This window comes from Cupriavidus sp. 05T41 (assembly GCF_056396525.1).
Window position 1 is genome coordinate 1 of the sequence record NZ_JBFTLQ010000130.1, and the last position, 14,849, is coordinate 14,849.

General features: G+C 62.3%; 13 protein-coding genes and 1 rRNA gene. 6 read left to right on the forward strand and 8 right to left on the reverse strand.

Annotation, left to right across the window (positions count from 1 at the left end; genetic code table 11):
* Together rrf and AC1DKV_RS38040 are read left to right on the forward strand one after the other, a co-directional pair.
* Positions 1-111 (forward strand): 5S ribosomal RNA (rrf, locus tag AC1DKV_RS38035); the annotation flags it as partial.
* A 514-nt stretch (positions 112-625) separates the two neighbouring features.
* Entirely contained in the window at positions 626-1,768 is a 1,143-nt protein-coding gene (locus AC1DKV_RS38040) for a 3-deoxy-7-phosphoheptulonate synthase (protein WP_477139481.1), read from the forward strand.
* A gap of 105 nt (positions 1,769-1,873) precedes the next feature.
* On the opposite strand, the gene AC1DKV_RS38045 is transcribed toward AC1DKV_RS38040, so the two are convergent.
* On the reverse strand, positions 1,874-2,578 hold the full coding sequence (locus tag AC1DKV_RS38045) for an SDR family NAD(P)-dependent oxidoreductase (RefSeq protein ID WP_477139482.1): 705 nt from the start codon (positions 2,576-2,578) through the stop codon (positions 1,874-1,876).
* Positions 2,575-2,799, reverse strand: a complete 225-nt coding sequence (locus AC1DKV_RS38050) for a DsbA family protein (RefSeq protein WP_477139483.1) — start codon at positions 2,797-2,799, stop codon at positions 2,575-2,577. The genes AC1DKV_RS38045 and AC1DKV_RS38050 overlap by 4 nt, the downstream gene beginning before the upstream one ends.
* A 326-nt stretch (positions 2,800-3,125) precedes the next feature.
* Between AC1DKV_RS38050 and AC1DKV_RS38055 the strand changes: the two genes are divergently transcribed.
* Positions 3,126-4,742 carry an AMP-binding protein gene (locus AC1DKV_RS38055; RefSeq protein ID WP_477139484.1) on the forward strand — a complete coding sequence of 539 codons (1,617 nt, stop codon included), beginning with the start codon at positions 3,126-3,128 and terminating at the stop codon, positions 4,740-4,742.
* Positions 4,743-4,864: 122 nt separating this feature from the next.
* On the opposite strand, the gene AC1DKV_RS38060 is transcribed toward AC1DKV_RS38055, so the two are convergent.
* Positions 4,865-5,488 (reverse strand): 2-hydroxychromene-2-carboxylate isomerase, encoded by a 624-nt coding sequence (locus tag AC1DKV_RS38060; RefSeq protein WP_441624150.1) that lies wholly within the window; start codon positions 5,486-5,488, stop codon positions 4,865-4,867.
* A 163-nt stretch (positions 5,489-5,651) separates the two neighbouring features.
* Entirely contained in the window at positions 5,652-6,227 is a 576-nt protein-coding gene (locus tag AC1DKV_RS38065; protein ID WP_441643645.1) for a TetR/AcrR family transcriptional regulator, read from the reverse strand.
* Between the two features lie 367 nt (positions 6,228-6,594).
* On the opposite strand from AC1DKV_RS38065, the gene AC1DKV_RS38070 reads away from it, so the two are divergent.
* The 3 genes from AC1DKV_RS38070 to AC1DKV_RS38080 all read left to right on the forward strand — a co-directional run bounded on the left by AC1DKV_RS38070 (position 6,595) and on the right by AC1DKV_RS38080 (position 9,421).
* Positions 6,595-8,274 (forward strand): AMP-binding protein, encoded by a 1,680-nt coding sequence (locus AC1DKV_RS38070; RefSeq protein ID WP_477139485.1) that lies wholly within the window; start codon positions 6,595-6,597, stop codon positions 8,272-8,274.
* The gene (locus AC1DKV_RS38075) at positions 8,186-8,506 is read left to right on the forward strand and encodes an acyl-CoA dehydrogenase C-terminal domain-containing protein (RefSeq protein ID WP_441624156.1); all 321 of its coding nucleotides are present in this window, start codon (positions 8,186-8,188) and stop codon (positions 8,504-8,506) included. The genes AC1DKV_RS38070 and AC1DKV_RS38075 overlap by 89 nt, the downstream gene beginning before the upstream one ends.
* A gap of 495 nt (positions 8,507-9,001) precedes the next feature.
* Positions 9,002-9,421 carry a hypothetical protein gene (locus tag AC1DKV_RS38080; protein ID WP_477139486.1) on the forward strand — a complete coding sequence of 140 codons (420 nt, stop codon included), beginning with the start codon at positions 9,002-9,004 and terminating at the stop codon, positions 9,419-9,421.
* Between the two features lie 82 nt (positions 9,422-9,503).
* On the opposite strand, the gene AC1DKV_RS38085 is transcribed toward AC1DKV_RS38080, so the two are convergent.
* From AC1DKV_RS38085 to AC1DKV_RS38100, 4 genes are read right to left on the reverse strand one after another with little or no spacing between them, the layout of a single operon-like run.
* Positions 9,504-11,042, reverse strand: a complete 1,539-nt coding sequence (locus AC1DKV_RS38085) for a TolC family protein (protein WP_477139487.1) — start codon at positions 11,040-11,042, stop codon at positions 9,504-9,506.
* A complete protein-coding gene (locus tag AC1DKV_RS38090; protein WP_477139488.1) occupies positions 11,029-13,014 on the reverse strand; it encodes an FUSC family protein in 1,986 nt (661 codons plus the stop codon). The genes AC1DKV_RS38085 and AC1DKV_RS38090 overlap by 14 nt, the downstream gene beginning before the upstream one ends.
* A complete protein-coding gene (gene mdtN / locus AC1DKV_RS38095) occupies positions 12,995-14,044 on the reverse strand; it encodes a multidrug transporter subunit MdtN (RefSeq protein WP_477139489.1) in 1,050 nt (349 codons plus the stop codon). The genes AC1DKV_RS38090 and mdtN overlap by 20 nt, the downstream gene beginning before the upstream one ends.
* Positions 14,041-14,304, reverse strand: coding sequence for a hypothetical protein (locus tag AC1DKV_RS38100; protein WP_441624165.1), 264 nt, complete (start codon positions 14,302-14,304; stop codon positions 14,041-14,043). Before AC1DKV_RS38100 ends, mdtN begins: the two co-directional genes overlap by 4 nt.
* Between the last annotated feature and the right edge of the window lie 545 nt (positions 14,305-14,849).

The following is a 14,849-nucleotide window of genomic DNA, read 5'->3' on the forward strand; positions in this document are numbered from 1 at the left end:
GGTGACCATAGCGAGTTGGAACCACCCCTTCCCATCCCGAACAGGACCGTGAAACGACTCCACGCCGATGATAGTGCGGATTACMCGTGTGAAAGTAGGTAATCGCCAGGCTCTCCCTTGAAACCCCTCAGTACGCAAGTACTGGGGGGGTTTGCTTTTGGGCGGCTGATTTATAGCGACCAATTTGCAGCGCCGGTCGGACCGATGGCCGGGGCGCATGCAATGGCGACGCKCTGGCGGTGCTCGCCGACAGCCATCCTTGTTGGCGCTGCCCGGCGAGGCTCAGCTGCCCGGGGTATCGTGGGAGCCGATCCCTCGCAGGCGAATCTCATGAAGCTGATCGGCAACTTCATGCTATCCGTGATCATCGAAACGCTGGGCGAAGCATGCGCAGTGTTGGCTCTGAGCCCATTCGAGGAATGCCTCATCCAGGCAGTCTGATACTTGACGCACGTGGTTCCGATGATGCACGATTTCCAATTGGCTCATCCTGATTCGACTTCTTCCGTATGCCCCTCGCAGCACACCGGCGGAGGAAATTACCGCGCATGGATGGAAGCAGCGCCACCGAACCTGGACCGCCGGCACGCACCGGCGGTTTTTGTCTTAGCTCCAAGAGATAGCCATGAATGATCTGCAGAAGTCTCCGCCCACCATCGCCGAGGGTTGGCAAGCGCCGCCGGATCGCACCAGCGTGACCGACGACGCGCGCGTCGAAGACATCGTTCCGCTGCCGCCKCCAGAACACCTGATCCGCTTTTTCCCCATCCGGAACACGGCTGTCGAAACGCTGGTCACGCAGACGCGCCAGCGCATCGCCCGCATCCAGCATGGCGAGGACGACCGGCTGCTTGTGATCATGGGACCTTGCTCGATCCACGACCCGCAGGCAKCACTCGAGTACGCGMGGCTGTTGATGGCACAKCGGCAGCGGCACGCCGACTCGCTTGAGATCGTGATGCGCGTGTATTTCGAGAAGCCCCGCACCACCGTCGGCTGGAAAGGGTTGATCAACGACCCCTATCTGGACGAGAGCTACCGCATCGACGAGGGCCTGCGCATAGCGCGCAGCCTGTTGGTTGACATCAATCGCCTCGGCTTGCCGGCGGCCGGTGAGCTGCTGGACGTGATCTCGCCGCAGTACATAGGCGACCTGATCTGTTGGGGCGCAATTGGTGCCCGGACCACAGAAAGCCAGGTGCACCGCGAGCTGGCTTCGGGTCTTTCAGCACCGATCGGCTTTAAGAATGGCACCGACGGCAACATCAAGATTGCTATCGACGCCATACTGGCCGCTTCTCGTCCGCACCACTTCCTGGGGGTGCACAAGAACGGGCAGGTGGCGACGGTACACACCAAGGGCAACCCGGATTGCCATGTCATTCTCCGCGGCGGCAAGGCCCCCAACTACGATGCGGATTCCGTGGCGGCCGCGTGCAAGGAACTTGACGCTGCCGGGCTCGGCAACTTGCTGATGGTGGACTTCAGCCACGCCAACAGCAACAAGCAGCCAAAGCGGCAGATTGATGTAGCGCGCGACGTGGCGCAACAGATCAGCAGCGGCAATCGATCCATCTTCGGGGCCATGGTCGAGAGCCACTTGCTCCCCGGCGCGCAGAAGTTCACCCCGGGAGAGCACAGTCCGTCCGCATTGACATACGGCCAGAGCATTACCGATGCCTGCATAGGATGGGATGATTCGGTGGCCGTGCTGGACATGCTCAGTGAGGCGGTCAATGTACGCCGCAGGCTCAACTCAAAGCCGTAGCAACGAGGATGCCGCCCGTTGGCGGCAAGTCGCCGGTGACACCATTCCTGCTCGACGATTGTCTACATCGCGTCGCGTTCGCTGGCGCTATGCCTGGTCGAAGCCTTACCAGTTCTCGCCGAAGGGGCGGATCTCGACGTTGAAGGACCAGGCGCTTCTTGGCTGATGCGTGACGTGCCAGACTTCCTCTGCAATATCAGCCGGCCGGATGAAGAAGTCATCCGGAGCGCCCGGATACCTCTTGCGTGTCCATGCGAGGTCGATCACCGCATCAATGAGGAGATACGCGACGTGTACGCCTTGCTTGCCCAATTCCMGGGCCATTGACTCTGCMAGAATTCGCTGAGCAGCCTTCGTCGGTGCGAAGCCGGCAAAGTTGCTCTTGCCCCTGAGCGAGGAAGTGTTGCCAGTTGCGACGATGGCGCCGTGGCCTGCCTCCACCATGGCTGGCGCCAATCGCCGGGCCAKGTGAAGGAGGGCCATGACATTGGTGCGGAAGTTCGCCTCCAGTACCTGCGGTTCGATCTCCAGGAAGTTGCCAAACGAACCGCCCACAGCGTTGTGCACCAATACCTGTGGGTGGCCTAGCTCGGCCTGGATGCGATCCAACGCACTGTTMAGCTGCGACTCATCGGTGACGTCCGCGGGATAGGCGTGGGAGCCAGGCAACTCGCGTGCGATTTCTGCAATACGCTCCTGGTTGMGGGCGATCATGGCTACCTGGTAGCCGCCCGCCACAAAGCGCTGGACCAGAGCCAGCCCGGTGCCCGGGCCGACTCCCGTTATCAGGGCGAGTTTTCCTTTGGTCATGGAAGGGCCTCTTTTTGGATTGACTTGGATGAAAGCGCGGCACGTACGAATTCCAGCCGGTCGTTGCCGAAGAAGAGTTCAGAATCGACAAAGAAGGACGGAACGMCGAACACGCCACGCGCTGCCGCGTCCTGGTTATTGCCCGCGAGTCGGTCACGGATGTCCGAACCTTCTGCGCGGCGCCAGACGTCGACGTTGGGCTCCGAACTATCTGATGTCACGGCGTCTCCATGAAAATGATCGTTTAGTGAACGGACGTTAATCTTCGGGGCGGAGCTTGTCAAGCGGGATGCCGATGAGGCGATGCAGTCATCGTCCACCTACCGCGTCCAGTCGGGCTTGACAGGGCTGAAGACTTAACTTAACGTCAGATAGGTAAACGAACGTTTATTTGAACGTGTCTGACGCAGTGCGCGAAGCTGACCATGTCCTTGGGCGGGGAAGGGCATACGCAATGCCGCCGAGCGCTCCTGCCTGGACCTGCAGTTGCCGCAGTTTCTGCTGTTGCTGCTGTTGCTGCTGTTGTCGGAACCATGTGAGTTGAAGAATGCCTCATCCACGACACTTCGCGCTAACGACACCAGATAAAGTTGCTGCGGTATTCGTCCCTGCAGGGGTAGAGATCACGTATCTCGAACTCGAGCAAGGGGCCAATCGCGTTGCCAATTTGCTTCGCAGCATCGGCATTCAGAGCGGAGACGCGGTGCTCTTCTCCGTGGGGAATTGCCCTGAATTTCTCTATCTGGCGTGGGGCTGTCAGCGAGCGGGGGTCGTATTTACCCCGGCGTCGACAAGCCTGAGCAAGGAGGATCTGCGCTACATTGCCGGAGATTGCGGCGCAAGTGCGGTCGTTGTCTCAACCTCGGCGACAGGAAGCAAAAACCTGGCTGCGTCCGACTTTGGCACCGTGCCTTGCTACTCGTTGGGGSGTGCCATTTCGGGCTTCCAGAGCCTGGAGGAGGCGCTTCGCTCAAGCGCTTGCACGCTAATTCCCGATCCCGCGCGCGGTCGGGAAATGATGTATTCATCCGGGTCGACGGGTCGTCCAAAGGGCGTGCGAAAGGTCATTCCGCCGATTCCGTACGACGCGATGGATCCACGAGACGCGTCATATGCAGGCCAGCCTGGCGTCGGCCCAATGATGGTCAGCCTGTGTACCTCTCCTCTCTATCATGCAGCACCGCACCGAAATGTTTCCGCGACGCTGGCAATGGGCGGTACCGCGGTGGTGATGGATCGCTTCGACCCTGTAGTGGCGCTGACGGCAATCGAGCAGTTCCGTGTCACTCATAGTGTATGGGTTCCCACGATGTTCCACCGTTTGCTTCGGCTGGATCCCATCACGCGGGCGAAGTTCGATCTTTCCAGCCATCGCGTTGCGCTCCACGGGGCGGCGCCGTGTGCCGTGGACACAAAAGAGGCGATGATCGATTGGTGGGGGCCGATCCTGCACGAGTACTACGCGGGCACGGAAGGCATCGGCGCTTGCTCCATCACCTCAGAGGAGTGGCTGCGGCACAAAGGCTCKGTCGGCAAGGCGACCGATGGCGTCATTCATGTCCTGGATGACAACGAGGATGAGATGCCGCCCGGCGCAACGGGTACGATTTTCTTCGAGACGAGCGCCAGCTTTGCATACTGGAACGACGCCAATAAGACGACGCTGAGCCGCAGCAAGCAAGGTTGGTGGACCTATGGTGACATCGGGCACCTCGACGGCGACGGCTACCTCTATCTGTCTGACCGTCGGGATTTCGTGATCATATCGGGGGGCGTGAACATCTATCCGCAGGAAATCGAGCAGGTGCTGCTTACGGATGCCCGGGTTCTGGACGCGGCGGTGTTCGGCGTTCCTGATGACGAGTATGGCGAGTCCGTCTATGCGGTGATCCAGGTTGAACGAATGCCTGATGCAGCAGAGATACTTGCCGAAGCGCTTAGTGCAGTTTGCCGTGAAAGGCTCGGCCCGATACGCGCGCCCAAGTACTTCGCATTTGTGTTGGACTTTCCGCGCTTGCCGACTGGAAAGCTGCAGAAGAAGGCGTTGCGGGAAACTATCATCGAATCCCGCAAGTACTCAAACGAGAAGGTGCCGCGGCATGGCCTATGGGAAGTGCGCCTGGACAGGCCTGCGAGGGGATCCACGCAGACCGCCTCGGCATGAAGCGGGCCTGCCTGAAGAGGGCCTCAGGTCGGGTCACTGCGTGACGCACTGCCCGCCTCATTAAAAAATTGCGTGCGGGGCTTCCGGTCTCGTGCGGAAGCCCTGTGCAGGCCCCCGCTGTCTTACTTCAGTCGCGCTTTCGCGCGCTGGATTTCCTCCTCGACATCCCGCAACTGATCTTTCCCAAAGAACATCTCGTCGCCGACAAAGAAGGTCGGCGAGCCAAAGGCGCCGCGTTTGAAAGAGTCCTCTGTATTCGACAGCAGGGTGAGCTTAACCTCGGCATCCGCGATGTGATTCTGGAAGTTGTCGCCGTCCAGGCCAGCGGAGTTCAAAGCGCCCGCAATCACTGCAGGATCATCCATCTTCAAACCTTGTTCCCACATATTGGCGAACACGGCATCGACATACGACGCGAAGGTTCCATGCTTCTGGGCAGCCACGGCGCCGCGCATGATTTGCAAGGTGTTGACGGGCCAGTAAGGGTTGTGCCGATACGCCGTCAGACCATGCTTGGCGATGAAACGCTGCATCTCCAGTTGTCCAAACTCCGGCTTATTCTTGATGCCCCCAAATGCCTCTGCCGGCGATCGGTTTCCGGTCAGCCTGAACAGGCCACCAAGCAGCACGGGAACATATTCAAACGTGACACCCTGGCGAGCCTCAATGCCTGGGATGACCTTGTGGCTAAGGTAAGAATTCGGACTGCCGAAATCGAAGTGAAACTGGACGCTTATGCGGCTCATGTTGTCTCCTGCAGCGAGATTGACAGAAATGGATGGGAAAGAACTCGGCGGCGCAAGGGCTGGGCCCGCTTGGTCAGGGAAGGTAGATGGCGGGTTCGATGTGCTCGCAGGCCTCAGAACAGCGTTGCGCCTGKGCGTAGCGCAGGCGCCAACCTGTCATGGCTCAGGTCTTGCTCAGGGGTTCGAGCGCCTCGATAGACCGTCCGAGAAAGCGGCGGCTGGATGCGAGGATCTGCTGCCTGGTTCGGTCAGATTCAACAACCCGGGCCAGCAAGATCGCTCCCACGCATTGCGCGACCAATGCCCAGGCAGCATCTTGATCGTTCAGGCGATCCTTCCAGCTGTTGTGCAGTTTCTTCGCGGCTCGCTCCACTGTGGCGCGGACCTCTGGATCGGCCCTCGCAATTTCCGCGCCCAAGGTCGGTAGGGCACAACCTGTTTCAGGATGCAGCGCATGAGAACTGCTCAGATAGCTACGGATGCATCTTACGAAATGGTCTTCGCCGGTCTCTTCGCCTGCGAGCATCTCCGAACTGTTGGTTAGTTCTTGCTCGACGATGGCTGCAAACAACTCAGTCTTKGAGCCGAAGTGGCTATAGAAGGCACCTCCGGTGAGCCCGATCGCGCCCATCAGGGCATCGATCCCGGTGGACTCGAATCCTCCCTTCTTGGCAATCGCTCTGCTGCTGTTCAGAAGCTTCTCMCGAGTCTCCTGCTTGTGACTGCTTGAGTATCGCATTCGGCTCACCTTGAATATATCAACCTGCGGGAAGTATAGCATTACKATCGTTTAGGATTGAGAGCCGTTTGTCAGAGCGGGCGCCAATGGCAGCGCATTCACTCCACCTTGAAGGTGGCTGCGTGGGGCTGCGCGGGTGGTCGATGGTCGTGAATACATGTTGACATGGTCCTACGGGTAACCTACGATCGTTTACCAAACGAACGTTAACCAAAGATATTGCGGCGTTTTCTGGTATCAGATCCGGCTCAGAGAACGCGATCATTTGGGCACGCCGGCAAGCCGAGAGTTCGCCATCCCACCCGCTGGGAACGGAGCGAAGCAACCCCGGATACAACTGGGGCATAACAATTGAGGAGACGTCAATATGGAAGCCAGACGCTGGCATGGATCCTACCCGCCCGGGATGCCACTCGAGATCGAGGTAKAGGAGACAGCTACGCTCGGAGCGATGATTGAAAGGACGGTCACTTCGTTCTCGGCGCGCCCGGCCCTGACGTGCCTCGGGGAGTCGCTGAGCTACGCAGAGCTTGGCCTCCTTTCCGAGGCGCTGGCGACCTTTCTTCAGCAGTCGGGATTGAAGAAGGGGGATCGCGTGGCGTTGATGTTGCCCAGTTGCCCCGCCTTCATCATTGGCCTTGCTGCGGTGTTCCGCGCAGGAATGGTGGCGGTGCCCGTCAATCCGCTCTACACGCCACGTGAGCTGAAGCACCAATTGCAGGACTCTGGCGCGGCCGGCATTATCGTTGCTGACCAACTGCAGCAGTCATTGCAGCAAGTACTGGCAGAAACAGGCATTTCGCTGGTACTGACAGCGCCGGTGGTCGKGATGAAGCGTGTCGCCGGACAACTTCCGGCAGCGGCTGCCGATGCTGAACTTGCTGAAGCAGTCGACGCGACGGGCAAGTGTCGACTCCTGCCATTGGCGACAGCAATCCTCCAGGGAAGCAGAGGGAAGCTCGCCGAGGTCTCCCAGACGGCGCAGGACATCGCGATCCTGCAGTACACCGGTGGTACGACAGGCGTATCCAAGGGCGCGATCCTCACGCATAAGTCGGTCAGTGCGAGTCTGGCCCAGGTTCTGACATGGGCGAGGCCGGCACTGACAGCGCCGCAGGCTTCGATGGTGACGCCTCTGCCGCTGTATCACATCTTTCCGCTTGCCACTGCGTTGCTGGCGCTATCGGTGGGCAGCGAAAATCGGTTGGTGCCAAATCCGCGAGATCCCGGGTCGGTGGTTGCGGAGATGAAGCGGCGGCCATTTCAGATGTTCATAGGCGTCAACACATTGTTCAACAGCCTTGTGAATGAGCCGGAGCTTCATTGCGTCGACTTCAGCGMTACGCAACTGGTGGTGGGCGCCGGAGCGTCGATCCAGGCTGCCGTAGCCAAGCGTTGGCGCGCTACGGGGGCGCCTGCCGTTACCGAGGCTTACGGACTCACGGAGACCTCGCCGAGCGCCACCTTCAATCCGCCAGGCCGCAGTGGGACGATCGGCATTCCCGTTGCCTCTACGGACGTACGCCTGTTGGATGACAATGATCAGGACGTTCCACTGGGGGGCGCGGGTGAGCTACTTATCAAGGGCCCACAACTCTTCAGGGGTTACTGGAACCGGGAGGAGGAAACACGGAAGGCGTTCTTTGACGAGGGGTGGTTCAGAACGKGAGACATTGTGACCATGGACKAGCAGGGGTTCATGACAATGGTCGACCGCAAGAAGGACATGATTCTCGTCTCGGGATTTAACGTCTATCCGAACGAGATCGAGGCTGTCGTGGCCATGATGCCAAATGTCATGGAGGTTGCCTGTATCGGTGTTCCCKACGAGCGTTCAGGCGAGGTACCCCACTTGTTTGTTGTCCCGCGCGATCCCACTCTGACGAGGGAGCAAGTGGAGGTTCACTGCCGCACACAGCTTGCGGGATACAAGATGCCACGACACGTTACGCTTATCGATGCGTTGCCAAAGTCCACGGTCGGCAAGATCTTGCGCAGAGAACTGCGTACCCGCATGCCGTCCAGTCAAGGAGGATCCTCACGCTGAGGGCAGCGTTGCAGCCGCCTACCTGCGGCTCGCTGGCCACGTGGGTCTTGCATGGATTTGGGCTCGTATGGTTGCGATTGGCCTGTCCAACGGTCCCTCTACTGATCCCATCTACGCGTCCAAGGTAGCCACGGCACGCTTTTACTTCAGGAAGCTGCTGCCAGAAATCCATGCGCTCGCAGCAGTGATTTCCGCCGACTCCGAGCCAATCATGGCGGTTGATCTCGGCTGACGCCCATGGCGTGAAGGGCGTGCCGCTTCGGCCTGGCAGCGGTGCGCGAAACCTACCCTTGCGCGATAAGCAACGGCAGATTTCTTGTCAGCGTCGACCGGGCACGGTGGTTCTGGCATCCAAGGTCCGCATGGGTGATCGGACCCAGTTCCATGATGAGCACGGGCAGCGTGAACTGAGGCGCGTTGGTGCCAGACGGGCGCAGCGCGTGATCGTAGATAGCAGGGAAATGCAGCCGGATGTGGCTTGTGCCGCCGCATTGGGCGGGGCTGGGACGGCTGCAGCGCCACGTGGGACTGGCTTGAGCAAGCGAGCCACGCGGGGCGGACGGTTGCATCAAGGTTGGGCGCCGTCAAGGTGTCGCGCGCGCACTTAACCTGCCTCGCGGCAGATCGCAAGGCTGGTAAATCACCGTTGCAAAATCGAACAGAATGTTAGACGCCTCGGCGCTACAGTGGCCCTTCCCATGCCTGTAGGCGTTCTAGGAGGTATCGAATGAAGCAACATCTGGCGAAATCCCTGTTGATGGCTGGCGCATTGATCGCGTCCTTCCCGCTGCTCGCGCAGCAGGCCCAGCCCGTTCAGCCGACCCAGCCGATGCAATCCAACCAACCGATGMAATCCGCGCAGCCTGCGCAGTCGATGCCGGCACAAAGCGCACAAGCGGGAGAAGCGATGCCGATGCAGGCCGTGCCTGCGACAACGCAGGTCGCCCAGGGGGCGATGCCCGCCGCGCTCGAACAATATGGGCAAGGCGGCGTCCAGCCAATGCAACAGGGTAGGGCGCCGGTACCGGCCGACCCCTMGCTCGCGCGCAGTCCCTCTCMGGCGGTGGATCCAGCCAGCATGAGCCTGGCTCCCGATGCGCTGGGCACGCGCATGGGTCAACGCAATCCCTTCCTCGACGGCGCCTGAGCGCCGCTGCGCAACCGGGGCCTGTCAGTTCGCTGGCGCGCTAGCTTGCGGGTTGGGCAGGAATGCGCCGGCATTCAGCCGGTCACGGCGCCGAGCCGATCGCCCCGGTCGCGAGCGCCAGCGTAGCGGCCGCAGCCAGTGCGCCGCTATAGGCATCGGCCGACGCGTTCCGAGCCAATAGCAACTGGTTCTGCGCCAGGTTGGCTTCGGTCACCGTCCCCACGCCTTTGCTGTACGCTGCAAACGCCGCGTTGTAGGTGACCTGGGCCGCGTCGGCCAGTTCCCTGGCCGCGTCGTACGCGGCCAGGCTCGATTCGAGCGCGCTCTGGCTGACTACCACCTGCCGTACCGATTCGTCCTTGGCCCKCGTCAGGCGGGCCGATGCGCTATCGACGTCATTGCGCGCCTGCGCGAGCGCGGCCKAGCGCAGGCCGCCGTCGTAGAGAGGCACGGAAACCCCGAGAAATACGCTGGCGCCGTAGCGATAGCCGTTGAGGTTCAGCGTCGGGGGCTGCTGGCCAATCGGCGKAATCGCCGTGATGGCCGATCCGCCCGATGCATACGACGTGTACGCGGACAGGAACACCTTGGGCAGGAACGCCGCCTCGGTGGCCTTGACCTTGGACTGGCTGGCCCGCTCGGCCGCATAGGCGCCCAGCACGTCGGGCCGCCGCGCGATCGCATCCTCGACGATCTGCTCGATGGAGCCGCGCAGGGCCGGCGACAACGGCCGCACCGGCATCTCGGCGATGCGCGGCTTCGATAGCGGCGAGATGCCGATCGCTGTGACCAAGGCCAGATACGCGTCGGTTTCGGCTCCCTGCGACTGCACCATCGCCAKGTTGGTCTGTGCACGGTTCTGCGTGGCCTGCGCCACCTCCACCACCGTGCCGATGCCGCGCTGGTAGCGGGCCCTGGCCGCCGTGAGCACGGCATCCGCGTTGGTCATCGCCTGTTGCACAGTGCCGGCGCGCGAACGGGCCGCCTGATAGCGATAGAACGCCACGCTCACCTCGTGGACGATGTGCTGGTGGACGGCCGTAAACGCAATATTGAGCGCGATCGAAGCCTGCTCCGCGGCACCCACAATCCCCGCACGCTCGCCGAAATCGAACAGCAGCCATTGCAGCGACAGCACCGACACCGCGCCGTGGCTGGACGTATTGGCGCCTGCGGTTCCCAGGGCCGTGTTGGTGGAAAGATGCCCGTTCTGGTATCCGCCCATGGCCGCGGCCGAGATATGCGGCAGATAGCTGGCCTTGGCGATGCCCGCGGCCAGCGCGGCATTGCGCGCGTCGTTCCAGGCKATGCGCGTCAGCGGGTTKGCGGACTCGGCCATATCGATCAGTTCCGGCAACGAGTATGCATGCGCCGGATCGAGTGCGGGCGGCGGTGCGAGCGAAGCCAGCGCCGCGTTGGCAGGCAGCGCGTAGCCGGACGATCTTGTCGTGGTTGCCGGCCTGGCCGCGGCGCCAGGCACGATCTCTCCGGACGCCGTGGTGGCGGGTTGCCACGGCCGGTCGGGTTCCGGCGGTGCCAGATCGAGCGACGACGTGGCACAACCGGCCAGCATCACAGCTATCAGCGATAGCGGAGCCCCCAGCGAATCAGGTTTGCGCATGGATCGAGGAAGGATGGGGCGCCTCGGCGGAGTCGTCAGGGGATTCGGCGAGGCGTTTGTCGATGAGCGCSAGCAGGGCGTCGCGGACCGGTTCATCGTGGCCGGGGGCGGCCGCGGATTCGGCGGGCTGCACCGGTTGCGGAGCCACGTCGTGGGCCAGCAGCGTGCGAAGCCGTTGCGCGAGGTCGGGGTCGCCCGGGAACCGCTCGGCGAGCAGGAAGGCCGGTCCGGCAATTGCGTCGAGCTTGCGCAGGCGCTGCCGGCGGTCGTCGACCCATCCAGCTGCCGGACCCACGGACGCAGGTTCGTAGTGCGCGAGGACCAGGTCTTGCACKACACTGCCTTGCAAAGCCAGCGCGGCCGCCGCATGCCTGCGCCGGTCGTCGGGCTGCCTGGCATTTACCAGCTGCTGCCATTGCGCGACCAGTCGGCCCAGTGCCGCCTCGATGCGCCCGGCAATGCTGACCGGCCAGATACGCGTGAACACCAGATAGACCACCAGGTTGCCGAGYATCACGCCGATGACGCGGTCGCGCGCAATGGTMAGGTCGAAYCCCGGGCCGGCGCCCTGGATGACACACAGATAGAACGCAAACGCGACCTGGAAGCCAGCATACGCAATGCGTGGCGAGCCTTGGGCAATCCAGGCGGATAGCCACGAGCCCGCGAAGACCAGCAGCATCAGTCCGCCMACGGATGACAACGATGGCACGATATACACGAGTGCCGCCGTGCCGATGGCCGCGCCGACCAGACAACCGGCCAGGCGCAGCGAGAGCTTCTCCACGGTCTCCGCGGCGGTCCCGAGCGACACGAGATAGCACGTGATAAAGCAGGTATGGATGCCCGGCCAGTTCAGCTGCTGATAGAGGAGATAGCAGAACATGGCCGCGCCGGTCGTCTTGAGCGCGTAGTGGATGTGGTCGCGGTTGGTAAAAGCGTCGGCGTCGAGGAAGCCGCCGCKGCTGCTTGCGKGCGCCGCGGGCTTGACCGTGCCAGGCTCGGGAGGCTGGGCAAAGCCATTGATGGCCGAGTGCAATTCCCTGGCGGCTGCCGCCTGCGCCGGGGCAAGCTGGCTGGAATCTGGAAGGACCAGCCCGATTTCCACCGGATAGCCACCAGCATCGAGCATGCGCGCCATCGCGTCGAGCGTGTCGGCAATCGGATCGGCAAGCGATGCGGGCAGCGCGCCCGGCTGCCGGCCGGCGACATCGGCCGCCATCAGGATCGCCATCGTCGACGCCGCCGCATGGTGCAGCGCCGCCGAGTCGATGGCGTTGGCCGAGCCTTCGATCCTGGCAAGCTTCAGCCATCCGGCCACCGGCTGAACGCCATCATGCAACAACGCATGCAGCGCGGCACCGTTTGGTCGTGGATCGCGCACGCAGGCTGCCGCTGCGCGCAGGCAATGCGCCAGCCGGTCAGATGCCAGCCGGCGCGGGGACGGGCCCAGCACCAGATTGACCACCACGTTCACGCCAATCGGGATCGCCACCATCAGCAGGGTATAGAGCAGGGCGCGCGTGGCCACCTCGCCGCCGGGCACCAGGCCGAGTTCATCGAGCGCGAACCCGATGATCATCGCAATGATGGCGCCCACCGGGCGCAACTTGCTGGCAGACGTCAGGAAGAGCAGGGCGGCCGACARCACAGCCATGCATGCCACCCGGCGCAGCGGATCGTCGACACTGAAATCGGCCAGCAGCATCACGAACCCGACAATGATGGTGACCAGCACCAGCGCCGCCACGCTCATCACGATGCTGGTGGTGCGATCCGCCCGATTGATGAAGAAGACGACATAGGCGGAGATGGCCGCTTCCGGTGTGCCATAGATGCTGGTGACAAGTACCGTCAGCGTGCAGGCCACTGCAATGCGCGTGGTAGCCGCCGCGCGCCCGGGGAACGATGCCAGCAGGGCGCCGATATCGGCCAGCCCCGGACGCAATTTGTCAGTTGCAGGCCGCGCCATGCCGGATCTCGACGGTTGCGCTTGCACCCACCCGGGCCAGCATTTCCGGCGGATCTTCCAGCTTGATCCGCACCGGGAATCGCTTGGCCACGCGMACCCAGTTCACCGACGGCTGGACATAGGGCAGGGAGCGCGGCAGGTTCAGCCGCTCGGTATCGGTGATGCCGACGCCGATGCCATCAACCTTGCCGCGGATGGCATGGCCCCGGTCGATCATCGAATAGACCGTGGCGCAGTCGCCCACGTGGATTTCKGCAAGCTGCGTTTCACGGAAGTTGGCCACGGCGAACCATTCGCCGGTATGCACCAGGAGGAAGAGCGACTGGTTGGGAAGCACGACTTCGCCGGACAGCACGGTCAGGCCGCTAACGCGGCCATCGTGCGGGGCGCGAACCACAGTGTCATCCAGCGCCCGCTGGGCGATGGCCAGCGCMGCCTCGCGCGCCCGCACCGTCGCCATGGCATCGTCGACCGTGCCCACCGCCTGTGCCGACGCGGCACGCTGCACATTGGCCTGTTTCAGCGAGACAGCCGCGTCGCGCTGCGCCACCTGGGCCTGATCGAGCTGCTGCTTCGGCACGTAGCCATCCGCGGTCAGCGGGCGCAGGCGCTCCACGGTGCGCGCGGTCAGCGCATAGTTCTGTTMGGCGCGGGCGATCTGCTCCGATGCAATCGCGGCATTGGCGCGTTCGGTGGAAATCGTGCGCCGGCGCGTGCCCAGCGTGGCCTGCGCCAGTTCCAGGTCGGCACTCGCCTGGGCCACGGCCAGCCGGTACGGCACCGGATCKATCTCGAACAGCACGGAGCCCTTGGCCACCTGCTGGTTTTCGCTGACCAGGATCCTGGCGACCTTGCCGCCCACGGGCGAGGCCACATGAACCATGTCTGCATCGAGCGCGGCATCGTCGGAAGACGGAAACCGTGCGGTGCGATGCCAGGCATAGACGGAAAGCAGGACGGCAAGCAGGACGATTACCAGGGCAACCACTTTGCCGCGCAGGGGGTTCTTACGGGCGCCGGCCATTTTCATAGGATGTGCCCCGTACCGATTAACCAGACGACTTCAGCGATCATCAGGCCGATTGCCGTGTTCACCAGCAGCGGGAACCAGACGATATCCGCCCAGCCGGTCATGACAAACACCCGCCAGGAGATGACGGCGCCCACGATGCCCACCACGGCGCTCAGAAGCCAGAGCGGAAAATAGGCGCCAAACAGTCCGAAGGACGGGGCGCCGGCGCAACCATAGAGCGAAGCGGCCAACGCGACGAGCGCAAGCGAGCGTGCCATGGGATCCGAGKCAGGTTTAGTTCACGCAATATAGCAGCGCGGATTCGTGATTGTCCAAGCGGCAAGAAAATTGACGTCGCTTTGACACAAGCGGAGAAAGGCTCCGACCGATGCGTGGAGAGTGTCGGTTGACGAGACTGAATGAGGCCGCAGGCCAAGTGGTGCTCGCCAGCGCGTCGCAAGGCTGATGCCGTTTCCTGGCCGGCGCAGAGTCGGCGAGCCAGGCGCCTAGAGGCATGACACTTACGGGCTCTCGGTCGCCACTGTTCCACGAGGACGGAGCTGTGATGCATATACGGTGTGAGCGAGCGTCAGGCACCGAGCGGGAAGATAGGCTTGCACACAGGCGGTACTTCAGCACGGTTTTGCCAGATTACTGCATTTAACATAATCCTCATTATGCGAACATTGGATGTAGCGGCAAAGTTGTAATGTCCGGTTCTAGCAAAGTTCAAATGTCCGCCTGAGGGCCTGTCCATGGTATTCAGCCTGCCCGGTTGAATGCAATGGAGACGCCCGAGGATGGCTAGACCCGAGGTCATTAC

What these genes read in the sequence shown, in the direction of transcription:
- AC1DKV_RS38100 (WP_441624165.1), bottom strand. Translation starts at nt 14,304, where the DNA reads ATGGCACGCTCGCTTGCGCTCGTCGCGTTGGCCGCTTCGCTCTATGGT.
- AC1DKV_RS38075 (WP_441624156.1), top strand. Translation starts at nt 8,186, where the DNA reads ATGCGTTGCCAAAGTCCACGGTCGGCAAGATCTTGCGCAGAGAACTGC.
- AC1DKV_RS38060 (WP_441624150.1), bottom strand. Translation starts at nt 5,488, where the DNA reads ATGAGCCGCATAAGCGTCCAGTTTCACTTCGATTTCGGCAGTCCGAAT.